Raw genomic sequence first — 18,123 nt, 5'->3', positions numbered from 1 at the left:
TGTTGGAAGGCGATGTAGGCCTGGAACTCGCCGATCGCCAGCGAGGCGCTGAGACGATCGCCCACCTCAATAAGATCGAGGACGATATCCGCGGCCGACCGGCCGATGAACGCCGTGCGACGCGTCGGGAAAATAGCCGCGCTATTGTCGCCATCTTGAACCTTGGCTGCGTGAAAGCTCGGCCTGATCTGTCAGAAGACCAAGGTCGCCGAGGCAATCCGCTACACGCTCTCACGCTGCGAAGGCCTCTCGCGCTTCGTTGACGACGGTCGCACCGAGATCGACAACAACACCGTCGAGCGCTCAATCCGTCCGCAAGAACGCGCTCTTCGCCGGCTCGAACGGCGGTGCCGAACACTGGGCGGTCATTGCGTCGCTGATCGAAAGCTGCAGGCTCGATGGTGTCGAGTCACTCGGTTATCTCGCCGACGTCCTCACCACCAGGATCGTCAACAGCCATCCCAGCCAGATCGACGAGATGCTGCCTTGGGTCAGACATCCAGGCGCCGAGCTAAGGGCCGCCAGAAAACACCGCCACGCTTCATCAGCCTCGTCAGCCAATCTCCAGAATAGCTCCTGTCACGCGGCCAAGGTGCCTCCGTAGCTAACGTCTACGTCAGCGTTGAAGAAATACCCTGCACCACGGCATGTCTTGACTAGCCTTGGATTGGCCGCATCAGCCTCCAGCTTTCGGCGCAAGCGCAAGATTAGGACATCGATACTTCGATCGTAGACCTCTTCTCCACGCACACGGCTCGCGAGCAAAAGCCGTTCTCTGGATAGGACATTGCGGGGGTTCTCCAGGAACGCGATCAGCAGGTTGAACTCACATGCGGTAAGCTTGACTTCGCCACGCTCCGCACAGATCAGTCGCCGCTGCTTGACGCTGAGCTTCCAGGCTCCGAACCGAAATGAGCGATGATCTTTCGTCCGCGGACTGGAAATGCGCTGGCGTAGCCCTACTCGAATGCGGGCCAAGAACTCGCGCAGCCCGAAAGGCTTGGGGATGAAATCGGTTGCGCCGAGCTCCAGCGCAACGACTTTTTCCGCCTCATCAAGCCGGTCGCCGCTGATCACTATGATGGGTAAATCCGATTTTGTCGCCAGGTTGCGGACGATGGCAAGCCCATCCTCCCGGCCTAGGTTGAGGTCAACAACCACGAGATCAACTGGCTCATGCGATAGAACGTAGTTAAACTGCTTGCTATCGTTGACTGCGGTCACCTTCAAGGCATGCATCATGAGATACTGGGAGATGAGGCGTCGCATTGCGGCATCATCGTCAATGACAAGAACATGTTTCAACGGCTCACCTTCAATCTTGAATCCCCTTGTCTAAAGCTGTTGCCGAGCAACCCTTGGGGCACCGACGCAGGACAGCTGCCCCTTGCTACCACTCGCCGGTGCGTGCGGCCAATGTGAGGCCGTTGCTCGGCCTGGTCTTTTCATCCACAGCGAATTGATCGCATCCAGGCAGCCGGTGGCCACCACACAGCTGCAAGCGCCGGTATGACCCTGCCGAGTGGTCCTTCGCTTATTCGCGAGCTCCGCCGTTGGTGCAGGCCTGCCAACACCACTTGATTACGAGGGCACGGACGCCCGGTCGCTTGCCATGTCCTTGCATCTTCTTCGCGTTTCTGGCGCTTGCGGACCTGGATCACCTCGAAATCCTCCCGCTCGTGCGTGCGGCTCGGACGCGGTGGAGCAGCGCGGCGGTTGACTGATCGCAGAGGCGGTTGGCCGAAGAACGGCCGTGATTCGCTATAGTGGCCTTGTGCCAACGGTATGTCTCCTGCCCAAGGCAGGTCATTGGGAGGTGGCCGGCGGCGCCAATCCTGTTCCCGGCGATCGGCAGGTCCGGTTACGGTTACGGTTACCTTGCGAGCTAACATTTCTCAGTTGATGCAATACCTTCCTTTTGAGCCTGTCACTGTACTTGCCGAGAGCGCTGTCGGACTGCGTCAATCCGCCTGCGGTTTCTGCCGATGGGACTGTGCGTGACCCACCAGTTCGCGGCGCGGCCGAACAGCTGAACCAGGTCTCGCACCAGGCCGGCTGCGCCGCCACGTCTTCCCAGTTGACCCTCGTCCCGCGTAGTTGCGCCTCCGACGAGCTTCGCGGACGAACTCGCGGTTTCAACCAATGCCTGAGTATACAGGGCGCATGGCTGTCTCTTGCAACAACGGCAGCATGCCGCAACATTGGGCTGCTCGGCGCCCTAGTCGGTTCTCGCGTTCGATCGACCCAAGCTTCCGCAGCCTGAGATGAACCCGCCAAGCTCCCCATTTTGTCCTTCGGCCGGCGCTGACACAAGATTCCATCACCGCCCATGCCAAGTCGCGGTTGACGCTGCAGGAGAAACGGACGTCCGGGGCGGGCAATCCCGCGCAGGAATGATCCACCACGATGGTCGAGATGTGCCGGCTGATCGCGCCCGCGCAACCCGCGCATGCGCAAGGTGCCCATGCACCCGGACATGAACAAGCTCTTTGCTTCAGTTGAAACCGAAAAGCTGAACTTGAACATCACGCAGTAACAAACCTGCCCGATAAGCGCGTGCCGGACAGGGCCAGAACCGGTCCGGACGCTTGGAAAGGTAGGGGATAGGAATGTTTATTGCAGCTTGGCCGCTGGCCATCGCCCTGTTGACATCCATGTCATTCCCAGCCGAGCCCGCGCCACTTTCGCCCCGTGAATTCCACCGCCTATCGCGCAAATGCGCTCCCTGGGTTGCGCCGTCCACGCTCGCCGCGATTGCCAAAATTGAAAGTGGCTTTGAAACGCTGGTGGCTCATGACAACACCACAGGTGAGCAGCTTCGCTGGACAGACCACCTGAAAGCGATGCGGGGCATCAAGAACCGCCTCGAAGCACAACATTCTGTCGATGTCGGATTGATGCAGATAAACAGCAAGAACTTTTCCTTCCTCAATCTCACGCCGGAAAAGGCTTTCGAGCCCTGCGCCTCGCTATCGGCCGCCGCCCACTTGCTTGAAAGCCGGTATGCCGGCGGCACGACTGCTCCGGCGCAGCAACTGGCGCTTCGCCGTGCCATCTCGGCCTACAACACGGGCGACGTCACGCGTGGCTTCACCAACGGTTATGTACGCAAGGTCGAGTCGGCCGCAAAGGACATCGCGAGTCATCTCGAGCGAACGCTGGAGCCGACCGCTCCAGATGCGCCACGCCTTGAGGCATCCGGGCGGAAAGCCGTGCCGCCTCTGCTCCAACAGAGCCAACAGGCCAATGGAAAGCAGCCCAACCAAAATTCTTGGGACATCTGGGGCTCGTATGAGTCAAACCGCTCCGGGGCCGATCCCTCCGGTCCGACAGGCAGCCAGGCTGCGGAAGAGCGGGAACCCTCGAACCCGAACAAACTCGTATTCGATTGAACCATGGAGATACAATGATGAAGCCACTCAAAATACTTCGTGCGCTTAAAACGCGTGTTCCTTCGCCTTTTTCCATGCTGCGCACGGCGGCTGAATATGTACCGGCCGCTGCTGCAGGCGCCGCGTGGACGGTCTTCTCCATCGGGCCAGCCTCGGCTCAGGTGACCGGAGGGACGGATCCCGCCAAGATGGTCCAGAATATCTGCACCTTCATACTTGGCCCCTTCGGACAATCACTGGCCGTGCTCGGACTCGTGGCCATCGGCATCTCTTGGATGTTCGGTCGTGCTTCACTTGGCTTGGTTGCGGGTGTCGTTGGAGGGATCGTCATCATGTTCGGCGCCAGCTTCCTGGGCAAGGCACTCATAGGCGGTGGCTGATGAGCGACCGGTTGGAAGTGAGCACCCTCTATGTGGCGGCGACACGCCCCGCACTGTTTCTGGGGGTGCCGCTGACGCTGGCCGGATTGCTGATGATGTTGGCTGGTCTCGTCATCATTGTCCTTCAAAACCCACTTTATGAAATCGTGCTCGTGCCACTCTGGTTCGGGGCACGGCTGGTGGTTGAGCGTGACTATAACGCCGCAAGCGTCGCGCTCCTCTATTTGCAGACTGCCGGCAGAAGCGTGGACGGGCCGGTCTGGGGTGGCGCGAGCGTCAGCGCCAATCCGATCAGAGTGCCGAAACGCGGAAGAGGAATGGTGTAATGTTTGGCGCCAGTGGCCGGACCGAGAGATCTGGCGAGATCTATCTTCCGTATGTCGGTCATCTCAGCGATCAGGTTGTCCTGCTGGAAGACGGATCGATCATGGCCATGGCACACGTGAACGGCCTGCCCTTTGATTTGGAAGACGCAGAGATGCGCAATTCGCGCTGCCGCGCGTTCAACACTCTCTTGCGCAACATCGCGGATGACAATGTCACGCTATACGCTCATCTTGTGCGCAATAACGATGTGCCGGAGCCGGCATCGCGCCAGTTTCAAAGTGCATTTGCTGGCAGTCTGAGCGAGGCCTATGAGCGCCATGTGCTGTCGGGCAAGCTCTTTCGCAACGATCACTTCCTCACTATCGTCGTGTCCCCCCGCACCGCAATCGGCAAGATAGGCTGGCGCATTGCCAAATCCCCCAGACGGAATGACAACGATCTGGCCACACAAATGCGAAGCCTGGAGGACCTCTGGCAGATCATTGCTGGCTCACTCGGCGGTTACGGTCTGCGCCGGTTGGGTATTCGCGAGAAAGGCAACGTGCTCTTCACGGAAATTGGTGAGGCGCTTCGGTTGATAATGACTTGCCGGTTTCTTCCGGTTCCGATGGTTACCGGCTCGCTTGGCGCCTCGATCTACACTGATCGGGTCATCTGCGGGAAGCGGGCGCTTGAGATTCGAAGACCCGGGGATAGCTCCGTGGGATCATTGTTTTCGTTCCGTGAATATCCGGCGACGACGCGGCCAGGCATGTTAAATCCCTTACTGTCCGCCAACTTCCCGCTTGTCCTGAGCCAGAGCTTTTCCTTCCTCACTCGGCCACAAGCTCATGCGAAGCTTAGCCTTAAATCCAGCCAGATGACGAGCGCCGGCGACAAGGCTCTCACCCAGATCAATGAACTTGCCGAGGCAGAGGACGCACTGGCAAGCAACGAGTTCGTCATGGGTTCGCATCATCTGAGCCTGTGCGTCTATGGCGACAGCCTCAATAGCCTTGCAGATCGCGCAGCAAATGCACGCGCAAGGCTGGCCGACACAGGCGCCGTTATCGTCCAAGAGGGTATCGGCATGGAGGCCGCGTACTGGTCCCAACTCCCGGGGAACAACAGGTGGCGCACGCGCCCCGGCGCGATCACCTCGTACAATTTTGCCGGGCTTGTCTCATTTGAGAACTTCCCCAGCGGTTCCAGCTCCGGCCACTGGGGCAAAGCTGTTGCGCGCTTTCGCACAAACGGTGGAACGTCTTTCGACTACATCCCCCATGAGAATGACGTCGGCATGACGGCGATATTCGGACCCGTCGGCAAAGGCAAGACGACGCTGATGACCTTTATCCTCGCGATGCTTGAGCAAAGCGTGGTCGATCGCAATGGTGCCATCGTCTTTTTCGATAAAGACCGGGGTGGTGAACTGCTGGTGCGAGCCACGGGAGGGACATACCTTGCGTTGCGCAGAGGCGCTCCGAGCGGCTTGGCCCCTCTGCGCGGACTGGACAACACCTCCGCCTCGTTGGACTTTCTGCGCGAATGGCTGATGGCCCTCATCGAGAGTGACGGCCGTGGTCCGATCTCGCCGGAGGAAAGCCGTCGACTGGAACGTGGCATTCTTCGTCAACTTTCGTTCGAACCCGCCATGCGCTCACTTGCGGGCCTGCGCGAATTCCTGCTGCACAGCCCCTCGGAGGGCGCGGGAGCACGGCTGCAGCGGTGGTGTAGAGGGAATGCGCTTGGATGGGCCTTTGACGGCGATGAGGACGAAGTCAGGCTGGATGCCTCCATTACCGGCTTCGACATGACGCAGCTCCTGGAATTTGAGGAGGTCTGTGCGCCGGCCGCCGCATATCTTCTGCACCGCGTGGGCGCTGTTGTCGATGGCCGTCGGTTCGTCATGAGCTGCGACGAATTTCGCTTCTATCTGCTCAACCCGCAGTTCTCGGCTGTTATCGACAAGTTCCTGCTCACCGTCCGCAAGAACAACGGCATGTTGATACTCGCAACGCAGCAGCCTGAACACGTGCTTGAATCGCCCCTCGGAGCCAGTCTCGTTGCACAATGCATGACCAAGATCTTCTACCCATCACCGACGGCCGACCGGGCCGCGTATGTCGATGGCTTGAAGTGCACCACGCAGGAGTTCGAGGCAATCCGCCAGGGAATGGCAATTGGCAGCCGCAAGTTTTTGCTCAAGCGCGAGAGCGGGAGTGTTGTTTGCGAATTCGATCTTGGCCAGATGCGCGAGTATGTAGCCGTACTCTCGGGGCGGGCCAACACCGTGCGCTTTGTCGACCAGCTTCGTGACCAGCACGGAGATGCCCCAAGTGCGTGGCTCGACAAGTTCATGGCTCGTTACCACGAAATTCAAGACTGACGGAGGAATATTCATGAGATTTCCCACGCTTGCAGCAACGACGCTTGCCGCTTCCTTTCTGCTTAGCGGACAGGCCCGGTCGCAATTTGTCGTCATCGACCCGGCGGTAGTAACACAAGCGGGCTTAACAGCGGTTTCCACTGCGCAGATCCTGATAAAGTCAGCCCAGACGCTCGCTTCCACGATGGAAATGGTGGAGATACTAGGGTCGTCATTCGGTGTCACGGGGCTGCTAAGTTCACTGAACCAAGGAAATCACTACCCGTCGGGCAATCAGCTTGAGAGGCAGATGTTTGAGGGTCAGGCGCCAACTTCGATTAAAGCGCGTGCAATTGCGGACAACCCAAACCGGAAAGTCGACGGCACGGATTCAGAAGCGAAACTGTTACAGGGACAAATCGCTGGTGCCATCAATGCCGCAGCTCTTGCAGCCGACACTCTGGGCGTAATGGACAAGCGCCTTAAGGCCAACGACAACACGCTTGGTCAGCTTTCCCGCTCGGGAAATATTGTGCAGGCCACCGTCACCAACGGTCTGGTCCTCAAGCAGATTCATGATGCGATTATCCAAAATGTCCAGGCCACGAGTCTGCTGACGATGGCCACTGCACAAGCGAGCCTTCACACCGCAGAGGAAGCCGCGATGCAGCGCCGCGAACGCCAGGAGACCGCCAGAATTTTTGAGTAGCGAGCTGAGTTCATCCGACTGCGCTGATCAGGGGCAAATAAGGCTCACGCAATGGTTTTCAAAATTCCTGCGCCATTCACGGCCATACACGCGATCTTTCATGGGGCCTTTACGTTGGGGCTGCACAAAGTGATTGATAGGATCCAAGAGGCGGTCAGTGCGCCTCTGGTTGCGTGTGTCACGCTTTGGATCATAATCCAAGGCTTTCTGGTCATGCGTGGTCAAGTCGACGCGCGCGGAGGTATCTCGCGCGTAATCATGGTATCGATTGTCGTCGCGCTCATCTTAGGGCAGGCCAACTATCAGCAGTACATTGAAGCGGTCTTCGACGACACGATTCCAAAGCTTGCTCACCAGATCAGCGGAAGCAACTTGCCCTTCATCGGTATCCCCCAGAAGCTCGACGTAATGTTTGCTGCAAGTCAGGTTGCCTTTCAGCGGATTGCTTCCGAAATTGGGCCAATGAATCAGCAGGACATACTTGCCTTCCAGGGAGCGCAATGGATTTTGTACGGCGCGCTCTGGACAGCGTTCGAGATCTATGATGCCGTTGGAATTCTGACGAAGGTGCTCTTGGCGATCGGCCCCCTCGTTCTTGTAGGCTATCTTTTTGATCACACTCGAGACATGGCTACCAGATGGATCGGCCAACTGCTCTCGTACGGGCTGCTGCTTCTCCTCCTCAACATCGTTGCAACGATAGTTATCGCGGCCGAAGCAGTCTCGCTGGGAGTCATGCTTGCGGTGATCAGATACACGGGTACGACAGCAGCCAAGATCATCGGGCTTTACGAGCTCGATATGCTTTTCCTAGCTGGTGACGCTCTGATCGTCGCGCTTCCGACGATCGCCAGCAGCATCGCCGGCGGTTCTTGGGCTGGTGCGAACCAATCTCTTAGCAGCTTAAATCGCCGCATTGCCAAAACGGCAGGTGGTTAATCAATCTACAACGCGGTGCCACACATGAAATACTGTCTACTTCTGTCAATACTTGCTTTGGCGGCCTGCAAGACAACCGACAGGCTTGCGACCTGCACCGGTTCGCCATTCCAACTGAACGTGGGACAATGGGAAACCACCCCTGAAGATCTTGAAGTCGAATGTGCGGAAGAGCCCAAGTGAAATTTCCTGAACATGCCCTTCTGGTGGAGAAAGAAACGCTAGCCGCCCACTACAAGAAGGTGGAAGCGTTTCAAACTTCACGAGCAAAGTCTGCGCGGCGCCTGTCAAAGGCCCTTGTGGCCTTTGCGGCAGCGGCAGTCCTAGGAAATGTTGCGCAGGCATTTACCATCGCTGCCATGGTCCCGTTGGCCAAGCTCGTACCTGTGTTCCTCTGGGTACGCCCGGATGGAACAGTTGACAGCGAAGTGTCAGTCTCTCGACTGCCGGCAACCCAAGAGCGAGCCGTCATAAATGCTTCGCTGTGGGAATATGTACGCCTGCGCGAGAGCTACACAGCCGATTCCGCCCAATACGGCTATGACATCGTATCCAGTTTCAGCGCACCGGCTGTGCGGCAGCAATATCAAGATTTCTTCAATTATCCGAATCCCACCTCGCCGCAAGTCACAGTGGGCAAGCTCGGCAAGCTCGAAGTCGGGCATATTTCCTCAAACGACATCAGTCCGGACGTTCAACAGATCCGATACAAACGCACCCTTTCCATCGATGGGCAGATGCCGTTGGTGACCACCTGGACAGCAACCATCCGCTACGAGCGCCTGACAGATCTGCCTGCCCAATCAAGGCTCACCAATCCGGGAGGTCTACTCGTCACTTCCTATCAAACCTCGGAAGATAGCGTATCGAACCTGGGTTACGTGCAGCCATGACAAAAAGAGCGTTTCTCGCACTGGCCTGTTCACTACTTTTAACGCTGGAGGCTTCCGCGGAAGACACCCCGCTTGCCGGCAAGCATGATGCGCGGATGCGCTACTTGGCTTACCGTCCCGACGAAGTGGTGCGCCTGTCGACCGCGGTGGGGGCAACGCTGGTCGTCACATTCGCGGCCAACGAGACCGTCGCAGCCGTGGCCGTTTCCAATAGCAAAGACCTGGCTGCGCTCCCTCGCGCCAACTACTTGTTCTTTAAGGCCAGCCGGATCCTCCCGCCGCAGCCGGTCGTCGTTCTGGCCGACAGTGAGTCCGGTACCCGGAGATACGTCTTCAGCATTTCAACGAGAGCGATGCCAAAATTAGATGAGCAGCAACCTGACTTATACTACAGTGTGCAGTTCACCTATCCCGGTGATAAGGCTGCTGCACTGAGACAGGAAGCAGAAAGGCGCTCGATTCTTGGTCAGGCCCGGGCAAAAGTGCTGCAGGAACAGAGGGTTCAGGATTTGTTGAATCGGCCCGCTGCAACTGCCAGTCCCGACGAAAGCAATTTTCACTACGTCGCAAAGGGCGATCGATCGCTGGCGCCGCTGGAAGTTTTCGACGATGGCTTTACCACCGTATTTGGCTTCGCAAGCAATTCCCGCATACCCTCCCTCTACATTATCAATCCCGACGGCAAGGAAGCCGCTGCCAACTACACAGTCAAAGGGGACTATGTTGAAGTATCCTCAGTCGCCCGGGAATGGCGTCTGAGAGATGGCAATACGGTATTGTCGATTTTCAACAGGGCATATGATCCTGTTGGACGAGCGCCGGGGACCGGTACAGTGAGACCCGACGTGTGGCGCGTTTTGAAAGGCTCGGGCCGATGAATGAAACCGGCCCACAGTCGGGACATGATGTAAATGCATCCGGATCGTTGGTCTCGGAGCCGGCCCGCCGGCATGTTTCGGGATCACAGAAATTGGTCGTCGCCGGTCTTGTTCTCATCTCATCTCTATCGCTCATCTGGCTCGGAGGTCGTCCCAGCACACAAGACGAACCATCTCAGCCAAACCCGCCAATTTCCCCGAACGCCGAGCCGTTCCGCCCCGTGCCTATTGAGCTTGCTCCCGAACCTCCAGCACCTGCAAAGGCGGCGCAGGCGGCAGATCCTGCGCCATCCACGCCGCAACCCGCGGCAGCTGAACCGCCGCCCGAGGAATCACCAATTTTCGCCTACAGCAGCAGCAGTCAAAAGCCCGACGTGGCTCAGCGGAGCGAAGACGACCACAAGGATGCTCCCGCGACCGCGGATGAGATTTCGATCGGTGGCGATCTGTCGGGCCGATTGAAGCCAGACATACAGGAGCCGAGCCGGGCCACACTTTTGCCGCACCCTGATCTCGTGATTACTCAGGGAACGATCATTCCTTGCCTTTTGCAAACGGCAGTCGACACAAATTTACCCGGTTATGTGAAGTGCGTCTTACCTAAAGACGTCCGCGGCGCCACCAACAATGTCGTGCTCTTGGATCGTGGGACGACCGTGATTGGCGAGATCCAGCATGGTCTCGAACAGGGGGATGCGCGTGTCTTCGTGCTGTGGACGCGCATCGAAACACCTGACCATGCCCTCGTTTCGATAGCATCGCCGGGCGCTGACGAGCTCGGCCGCTCCGGAGTGCCTGGCACGGTGGATAATCACTTCCGGGAACGCTTTGGCGGAGCAATGCTGATGAGCGTCCTTCAAGGCGCGTTCCAGGCGGCCGGTCAATACGCGGCGAGCTCTGGCGGAGGAAGCGGCATCAACAGCTTCCAGAGCAATGGCGGACAAGCCGTCGAGACGACACTGAGAGCGACGGTCAACATCCCGCCAACCCTGAAGAAAAACCAGGGAGATGCTGTATCCATCTTTGTGGCTCGCGACCTCGATTTCTCGGATGTATACGGTCTCACGGCAACCGTCGTGGCGCCAGCCCCCCAACATCGCCAACGCCGGAGAGACAACAATGCGATCGGAGGCTGACCCTCAATTGCGTTTGCTTCTCGACCCCGTTCTGAAATGGCTTGAGGAGCCGAGGACCGAAGAGGTCGCTATCAACCGGCCTGGGGAAGCGTTTGTGCGACAAGCCGGCGTCTTCACGAAACATCCGCTACCACTAGGTTATAACGATCTGGAGGACATCGCGATTCTCGCTGGAGCGCTGCGCAAGCAAGATGTCGGACCGCAAAGCCCCCTCTGTGCGACTGAGCTGCCGAACGGAGAGCGGCTGCAGATCTGTTTGCCGCCCGCTGTTCCCTCAGGAACAGTAAGCCTGACGATACGGCGTCCTTCAAGTCGTGTGACCGAACTGAAGGAAGTTTCTTCTCGCTACGAATACTCACGCTGGAATCAATGGCGGTCACGAAAACAGCGCCAAGAGCGGCAGGACCAAACTATTCTTCAGCAATACGACGATGGTGACTTGGAGAAGTTTTTGCAAGCGTGTGTTTCGGGACGGCTCACGATGCTGCTTTGCGGACCTACTGGAAGCGGCAAAACGACAATGAGCAAGACTTTGATCAACGCTATACCCCCGCAAGAGAGACTGATAAGTATCGAGGACACGCTGGAGCTTGTAATCCCGCACGAGAACCACGTCCGGTTACTCTATCCGAAGGACCGAGCCGGCGTAGGTGCGGTGACAGCCGAGCAACTGCTGCAAGCGAGCTTGCGCATGCGCCCTGACCGAATATTGCTCGGCGAGATGCGCGATGATGCTGCATGGGCCTACCTTAGCGAAGTCGTCTCCGGCCATGCGGGATCAATATCAACGATCCATGGGGCTGATCCGGTCCAGGGCTTCAAAAAGCTCTTTTCCCTTGTCAAGAGCAGCCCGCAAGGAGCCGCTGTGGAAGATCGAACGCTTCTTGACATGCTGTCGGCTGCCGTTGACGTCATTGTGCCGTTCCACACCCAAGGTGACCTGTACGAGGTGGGAGAGGTATGGCTCGCCGCCGATGCCCGGCGACGGGGAGAGACAGTAGCCGACCTCCTTAACAAGCACTAAGGCTAGAACAACGTCTCGGGATCGATAAGTCCATTGTGATGCGACGCGTCGTTTTGTTCTGCTTCGATGTCTTTTGCCAGGCCTTCTCACATTACTTGCATAGAATGAGCGAGTCGGCGGCATCACGCCATCATCATTATACGAATCGCATGCTCTATTGTCCTGGACGAGACCGGTCTCGCTAGCCGAAGGACGAAGGCCTGATTGTCAGATGTGACCGGCATGGGGTCGATGTCACCGATGACTATGAAAGGCACCGTCATGATGGCCGGGCATACGGACTCTGCCCGTCCTCGCTCGAGGAAAGCCGTCTTCGCCAAAATCAGCAGGTCAGCTGCCTTCCCGCTCTCGATCCAGCCGCAAAGACTTTCGAAGGTCGCGAAGCCGATCGGCTCATAACCCAGCGCGGCGATATTGTCCTTGTGAATCTCCAACTCTGCTGGATCGGGCTCCACGACTGCAATGATTCCGCCGTTGGCCGGTGATCCGTTGTATGGGCCGAAAGTGACGTCAGCGCTGACTGGCTCCTCCTCGGAGGCTGGCAAGTAGATATCAAAGCGCGTACCTCGGCCAACAACCGAGGTGACGTCTAGGCATCCTGCGAGCGCGCTCACGTGCCTGTCAACCGCAGCAAGACCCAGCCCGGTCCCGCCGACGAGAGAGCGCGTGGTAAAAAAGGGCTCAAAGACATGCGGAAGTATCGAACTTGCGATTCCTGGGCCATCGTCGCTGATGGAGAGGAGAACGTAATCTCCAGGTCTCAAGGTGCCCTGAGCCAGCGGCTTGGTTTGGCACACCTGGGCGCGAGAAACGCTAACCTCGACGCGGCCCTCGTTCAAGACAGCCTCCGACGCGTTCTTGCACAGATTCATGAGGATCTGCTGCATCTCGGTTGGGCTGCCCTCGACCACCGTTTGCCACTCGTTGATCTTGAAGTTCAACTGAACACCCGCACGAACTGTTACCCGCAGCAATGGCGCAAGATCCATGACAATTTCGGAGACGTTGAAAGGCACTGCAACGCGCTTGCGGTTTCGGCTGAGTGACAAGATCTGGTCAACGATCAGCTTGGCGCGGTGTCCAGCTAAGATGATTTGGTCGATGTGGTTCCGTATTCTGGAGGGGCGACGCACCAGACCTTGGGCAATTTCTGAATATCCGATTATTGCGCCTAAAATATTGTTGAACTCATGTGTGGCGCCGCTTGCGATCGTGCCGACGGTCCTCAGCCTTTCCGCCTGCTCCCATCGACTCACCAGAAGGTCGCGTTCGGCATTTACACGTTGCATTTCAAGATGGTTGCTCAAACGCACAATGGCACTGGCAAGAACCCACAGGTCGCCTGCTGAGGGGAGTGAGCGATCTCGTTCAAAAACAAGGATGCAAACCACAGCCTGCTGATCGGAGGCCCTGCAAGCAACAATTTGACAAACACCGGAAGTGTCTAGGGCGGTGCGAACCATTTCCGCCGCCGGAACGACGCGAAACACTGGCCGTCCGGCGCGGACAAGTGAAACGACTTCATCAAGAAGCGCGGCGTTCCAGACACGCATGCACGTGTTCGTCACAAAGCACTCGGTATGCCTGCTGAGACTCGGATCCACCTGAGCAAGCGCGCATTGATCCGCGTCGAAAGCGCGTTGAACAAGTCTAAGCGCTGCTTCGGTTGAAAAGCGCGGCGACGCGTTCTTTGCTTTACTTTCGTTGAAGCGAGCTTCGATCTCACGCATTGCCTCTTCAAGCTCCAGCCGCCTTTCCAACCGGTTCGTCCGCACATGCAGCCTGAAGGCCCGAATGATCGCAAACAAGCAGAGGCATATGGACACCGAGCCAAAGAAAAGTCGTGTGCGCTGCGCTTGCGCGCTGGCCAAGCTGTAGTCTTTCAGATATTCGCGCTCCAGTTCGGCGGCCTTGGCGAACGTGTTAAAGGATGCGATCCGATCGGCTGCGCGGTCCACTCTCGACAACGCGGACAGGATAGCGCGGCCGTTGCGGACAACATCGTGGGTGGCTTGGTCCTGGCTCGGAGGAAGTCGGCTGAGAGACTGATCGATCTGTGATGCGAGGCTGAATCCCGGTCTGGCCGAAAACTGAAGGATCAAATTGGAGAGTTCAAGCCTGTTGGACGGCGCCCCCTCAAGGCGATTAACCGAGCGAGCAAACCGTACGAGAGAGCTTTGCAGAAGCTCATTTTGCGCAGCCGCTGCCGAGATGGCAGCCTCTGTGTTCTCGACGGACTTTTTGAGCTGTGCAAGCAACCTGGAGTGCGCTCCGGAGCTCTCATCGGGCGAAATCTCGGCAAGGCGTCGCAAGTTTGTAACGTTCCTTTGCAATGCTTGGAGGGTAGAATCAACGGGGCGGAAGTCCAATACCATGTCGGTTCGAGCGCGGGCGACATCGCGCTGGAGCAATGCGTAGTTGATCTGAATCGTTCGCAGTTCACTTAGGACCGCCTCGTCGACCTGTGGGTCCTGCCTCTGTATCCCGACCAAGAGCGCAAACGAGGCCGCCAGGGCGATTACAAAAACGTTGTCGGTACTGAGCCTTTTTTCACAACGAAACGGCGTTTGATGCGCGGTGCGCGCCTTGCGAAAGTCCGATCTGAATTCTAGCTCCTCATTGCTTCGGTGTGCGGCCGGATGCTGCTGGAACAGGAAAACCATGTGTACCTCTCCCCTCATAAAGACGGCTTGGACACCGTCGCACTTTGCCCCCTTGGCCCCGCTGACCCTCCGTTGAATTTCGCGGCGATTAGACTTCGACCGTTCTGTTCCGAACTCTGGCCACTCGCGAGCTCGACGCGAACGTGGAAACTGAAGGCACGGCGTTACGGCACGTGAGAACGATAACTGGGCTATCCGTGAATGCTGATTTGATAGTTGTTGAGAAGGGAAGGCACCAATGCCAGGCTGACACCGCGTGACGGATTCAATCGAGATTTGCCTGTTTTCGCGCGGCGAGTCGAACCACGCCGATGTTGAAGGTACCGTTGAGTCTCGTCATAATGACGGCAGGAACCGAATACTCGTGAGCCTTCGTTGCGTCAGTCCGCTCAAGCCATCACGCACGCGGCAGAGCTAACTTCCGGCAAGAGTTTCATAGCTGGGCCAACAAATTGCGCTCTATGCCTGACCAGAGTAAGCAGGACGTACGTACGATCGGCATGATCCCCGAGGAGCGTTCGCACTTCATCTCTTATCCGGCGAAGGATAGCCCATTGAGCAGCTCACCATCGGTTATGAGATCGAGGCGACACACAAGGCGGGCAACCGGTCGCAGTATTCGGAACTGTCTTCCGAGAGATCATGGAGGGACAGACAAGCCGCACGCTGCAGCAGCCTGGGGATGACACCGGTCGGCCAGCCATTATGCCGCTAACCCGCTTGCGATCTCTGTGCATTGTATCTCCTGCGTGCAGCCCCTGCATTAAGCCAGCGTCGACGACCAGAGCCCATGTTCCACCAAACAAGGGTTAGCTTTCAAGAAGCTGATTGAACAAATTGATTGTTTGGATCGCACGCATCCGAACAATGGATGCAGCTAAATGCAGCGGCGGTTTTCGTTAGATGCGAGCGAGTGTCTCTTGGCAAGAACCACCGCGGGGCGCGGGCGAGGTGAGGGGCTGCACGCCAAGCGCGTCGGGACGGTCATCGAGGATCTGCGCGCGGGTTTGCAGCAGAAGATGTGCGCCGATCCTGCTCCACTTCATCTGCCGTTTGTTGGCGACCCGCTTGGAACGGCGTTGAGGGTGGCCTTGACGAGGGCCGAAGAGATTCCGGACCGCTAACGCTCGCCGTAATTAATCAGGCTGGCACTGTTGGAGGCGATGTAGGCCTGGTGAACTCGCCGATGGCGGTCAGGAACTTGCGCATGTTCGGCTAGCCTGTTTCGAGACCTTCCGCGTCGAATTGCAGGTCGGCGATTTCGTGACGGGCCCGATAGACGTCAACATGCCAGAGATGCCATTTGATCCTGCGCAGAGTTTCGAGCAGGTCCTGTCCGGTCTGCTCGTCCTGGTTTTCGAGCCCTTGCACGAACTGCCGAAGGACCCTGATGCGCACGGTGATATGGAACCAGTCGGCGATTCTTCCCCACCGTCGGTGATGAAGGTGATATCCTGATTGGCTTGGACGGGCTGCTTCTTGAGATGGTCGAGAATGCGCCGTTGCGGCTCGCGATCATAGCCATAGACGAAACCGATGTAGCGCGGAGCACCCTCTTCAGGCAGCGAGCGGCCTACGATCAGCTCGAAATTCTACTTCCGGTCGTTTGGTCGCGGATGAAAGTTCGATGCGGCTGCAGAACGCGTTTGCGATGGCCGCCCATCTTCCCGGCGCTACCGGAGCACGATAACGTTGCGACCATTTCACCACCGAAGAGACCGCAAAGCCAAAGCGCGACCAACCCGATCCAATTCTGCGCCGCCCAACTTCCATCTCGAACGGTGCGCGGAACACCCGCGCGCCGGGTGCCTAACTAGCAGTTGCACTGGGCATGCCCTGTGCTCGGCTATTCGAGCTTCTCCAATGCCTGCCTAATGTCATCTCCGGCGTCCTCCGGCAACGGCAAAATAGGGCGCGGTGGCTGGACGTGCGCCAGACCGAGGTAGTCGGCGATGACGAACATAACGCGGAAGCTGCCGTAGTGTTTGAACAAGGTCCAGAGCGGCCCGAAAGCGCGGTTCAACCGAGTGGACTCCACCGCGTCGCCGGACTGCGCTGCACGCGTCAGCGCAAGCGCCGGGACCGCCAGCAGACCTGCCGCAACGCTGTACCAGGTGTCACATCCGGCAAGCAGGGCATCCGCCGCGCCCCAATCGCCGCTGTATCCGATTGTGAACGTGTCAGGCGTCATCGACCGCAAACGTGCCAGTTCCCCCGCGTAATCGTCATTCGCCGCCAGAGGCATTTTCACCGCGACGATGTTGGACACCTCTGACAGCCGGGCGATCAATGCGTCGCTGAATGTGAAGCGCGTCGTGCTTGGATTGTTATATATGCACAAAGGCAATTCCCCCGCCTCGGCCACCGCGACGAAGTGCTGGAAGACTTCGTCCTCGTTCAGGGGAACGTAGGACATCGGTGCCAGGAGCAGGCCGTCAGCGCCAGCGGATTTGGCATCGCGCGCCAGAGCCTGAGCTTCATCGGTACGCAATGCACCCACACCCACGACAAGAGGCGTTTTGCCGCCGATGCATTCCACGGCAGCCTGAACGGCACGCTTGCGTTCTTCCCTGGTGAGGTAAGCATAACCGCCCGTGCTCCCCAGAAGGCCGATGGAGTCCGCTCCGGCGCGTTGAATACGCTCGAGAAAACGAGCCAGACCCTCGGTGTCGACATGCCCTTCCGCATCGGTTGGCGTAAGGGGGAACGCCGACAGGCCGCGAAACAAAGTCATCATCCATTCCTTTCGAAACTACATACGGGAAAGCAGCATACGCAGCCCGGCGAACGCGAAGAACATCGCCAACAGACTTTCGATCCAGCGGCGGCAGCGGCGATACAGAGCCACCATAGGCGGTGTGGAGAAGACAATGGCGTAGCCGCAGAATATCGTGACACTTAGGATGGCGCAGCCACCCAATATCGCCGCGATGCTCTGCCACGATGAATTCGGGCCGATCCCCAGCGTGACGAGCGCGATCCATGCTAGCACGGATTTTGGGTTCGCCAAATGCATCAAGAGGCCCTTCCTATAGAGCTCACCCCGCGAAAGAGCGACTTGGTCGGTCGATGCGCGCACCGCCAGCTTCTCGTTCGACGTAAGCGCCGACCGTCCCGCCCTGAAGGCGAGGAATAGCAGGTAAAGCCCCCCGAAAACCTGCAGAACGAGCAGTGCCTGGGCGTACCTGGCCAACAGGGCGGAGATGCCGGTGGAGGCCATAAAACCCCAAAAGATCGAGCCGCTGACGACGCCGGAGGCGAGCATGAGCGCAGCACCTCTGCCGCGCGCCATCGCAACCCCCATAATGCGCATGTTGCTCGGGCCGGGGCTCCCCGCGGCAATGACATATGCAGCAAAGACGATGAGCAACTGATGGAGATCGACATTCATTCTCTCAGCCCTTGATAATCTCGATCGGATCGATCGCGCCGGAT

General features: G+C 58.1%; 15 protein-coding genes and 3 pseudogenes. 12 read left to right on the top strand and 6 right to left on the bottom strand.

From position 1 onward, the window contains the following. Positions 1-27: 27 nt before the first annotated feature. Positions 28-490 (top strand): annotated as a pseudogene (locus tag AC0L14_RS22015) (IS66 family transposase); the annotation flags it as partial. An 89-nt stretch (positions 491-579) separates the two neighbouring features. Here AC0L14_RS22015 and virG read toward each other — a convergent pair. Then, positions 580-1,305: a two-component system response regulator VirG gene (gene virG / locus AC0L14_RS22010; RefSeq protein ID WP_027033428.1), complete on the bottom strand. Its 726-nt coding sequence runs from the start codon at positions 1,303-1,305 to the stop codon at positions 580-582. Positions 1,306-2,609: 1,304 nt separating this feature from the next. Between virG and AC0L14_RS22005 the strand changes: the two genes are divergently transcribed. From AC0L14_RS22005 to virB11, 11 genes are all read left to right on the top strand, one after another. Then, positions 2,610-3,392 carry a type IV secretion system lytic transglycosylase VirB1 gene (locus tag AC0L14_RS22005; protein ID WP_473529590.1) on the top strand — a complete coding sequence of 261 codons (783 nt, stop codon included), beginning with the start codon at positions 2,610-2,612 and terminating at the stop codon, positions 3,390-3,392. Positions 3,393-3,466: 74 nt separating this feature from the next. After that, positions 3,467-3,772 carry a pilin major subunit VirB2 gene (virB2, locus tag AC0L14_RS22000; protein WP_245436993.1) on the top strand — a complete coding sequence of 102 codons (306 nt, stop codon included), beginning with the start codon at positions 3,467-3,469 and terminating at the stop codon, positions 3,770-3,772. Beyond that, entirely contained in the window at positions 3,772-4,098 is a 327-nt protein-coding gene (locus AC0L14_RS21995) for a type IV secretion system protein VirB3 (RefSeq protein ID WP_019856520.1), read from the top strand. The genes virB2 and AC0L14_RS21995 overlap by 1 nt, the downstream gene beginning before the upstream one ends. Next, entirely contained in the window at positions 4,098-6,467 is a 2,370-nt protein-coding gene (gene virB4, locus AC0L14_RS21990; protein WP_473529589.1) for a type IV secretion/conjugal transfer ATPase VirB4, read from the top strand. The genes AC0L14_RS21995 and virB4 overlap by 1 nt, the downstream gene beginning before the upstream one ends. A gap of 13 nt (positions 6,468-6,480) precedes the next feature. After that, the gene (locus tag AC0L14_RS21985) at positions 6,481-7,155 is read left to right on the top strand and encodes a TrbJ/VirB5 family protein (RefSeq protein ID WP_473529588.1); all 675 of its coding nucleotides are present in this window, start codon (positions 6,481-6,483) and stop codon (positions 7,153-7,155) included. 51 nt (positions 7,156-7,206) lie between these two features. Continuing rightward, positions 7,207-8,094, top strand: a complete 888-nt coding sequence (locus AC0L14_RS21980; RefSeq protein WP_473529587.1) for a type IV secretion system protein — start codon at positions 7,207-7,209, stop codon at positions 8,092-8,094. Positions 8,095-8,118: 24 nt separating this feature from the next. Then, the gene (locus AC0L14_RS21975; protein WP_436251093.1) at positions 8,119-8,277 is read left to right on the top strand and encodes a type IV secretion system lipoprotein VirB7; all 159 of its coding nucleotides are present in this window, start codon (positions 8,119-8,121) and stop codon (positions 8,275-8,277) included. Continuing rightward, on the top strand, positions 8,274-8,987 hold the full coding sequence (locus AC0L14_RS21970; RefSeq protein WP_473750730.1) for a type IV secretion system protein VirB8: 714 nt from the start codon (positions 8,274-8,276) through the stop codon (positions 8,985-8,987). The genes AC0L14_RS21975 and AC0L14_RS21970 overlap by 4 nt, the downstream gene beginning before the upstream one ends. Beyond that, positions 8,984-9,865, top strand: coding sequence for a TrbG/VirB9 family P-type conjugative transfer protein (locus tag AC0L14_RS21965; RefSeq protein WP_473529585.1), 882 nt, complete (start codon positions 8,984-8,986; stop codon positions 9,863-9,865). Before AC0L14_RS21970 ends, AC0L14_RS21965 begins: the two co-directional genes overlap by 4 nt. Further along, positions 9,862-11,001 carry a type IV secretion system protein VirB10 gene (gene virB10 / locus AC0L14_RS21960; RefSeq protein ID WP_473529584.1) on the top strand — a complete coding sequence of 380 codons (1,140 nt, stop codon included), beginning with the start codon at positions 9,862-9,864 and terminating at the stop codon, positions 10,999-11,001. Before AC0L14_RS21965 ends, virB10 begins: the two co-directional genes overlap by 4 nt. Further along, positions 10,985-12,025 (top strand): P-type DNA transfer ATPase VirB11, encoded by a 1,041-nt coding sequence (gene virB11, locus AC0L14_RS21955; RefSeq protein ID WP_027056317.1) that lies wholly within the window; start codon positions 10,985-10,987, stop codon positions 12,023-12,025. The genes virB10 and virB11 overlap by 17 nt, the downstream gene beginning before the upstream one ends. Before the next feature lie 122 nt (positions 12,026-12,147). Here virB11 and AC0L14_RS21950 read toward each other — a convergent pair whose 3' ends face one another. The 5 genes and pseudogenes from AC0L14_RS21950 to AC0L14_RS21930 all read right to left on the bottom strand — a co-directional run bounded on the left by AC0L14_RS21950 (position 12,148) and on the right by AC0L14_RS21930 (position 18,079). After that, positions 12,148-14,688, bottom strand: coding sequence for a two-component system VirA-like sensor kinase (locus tag AC0L14_RS21950; RefSeq protein ID WP_473750729.1), 2,541 nt, complete (start codon positions 14,686-14,688; stop codon positions 12,148-12,150). A 986-nt stretch (positions 14,689-15,674) separates the two neighbouring features. Then, positions 15,675-16,280 (bottom strand): annotated as a pseudogene (locus AC0L14_RS21945) (ISKra4 family transposase); the annotation flags it as partial. Positions 16,281-16,294: 14 nt separating this feature from the next. Continuing rightward, a pseudogene (locus tag AC0L14_RS21940) lies at positions 16,295-16,422 on the bottom strand (IS630 family transposase); the annotation flags it as partial. 112 nt (positions 16,423-16,534) lie between these two features. Next, complete coding sequence (locus AC0L14_RS21935) at positions 16,535-17,422, bottom strand: dihydrodipicolinate synthase family protein (protein WP_473529582.1); 888 nt, start codon at positions 17,420-17,422, stop codon at positions 16,535-16,537. 18 nt (positions 17,423-17,440) lie between these two features. Next, positions 17,441-18,079, bottom strand: a complete 639-nt coding sequence (locus AC0L14_RS21930) for a LysE family translocator (protein ID WP_010914002.1) — start codon at positions 18,077-18,079, stop codon at positions 17,441-17,443. Positions 18,080-18,123 lie beyond the last annotated feature (44 nt).

It is taken from the genome of Mesorhizobium sp. WSM4841 (assembly GCF_055811515.1).
This window is presented reverse-complemented; position numbering and strand designations above follow the sequence as displayed.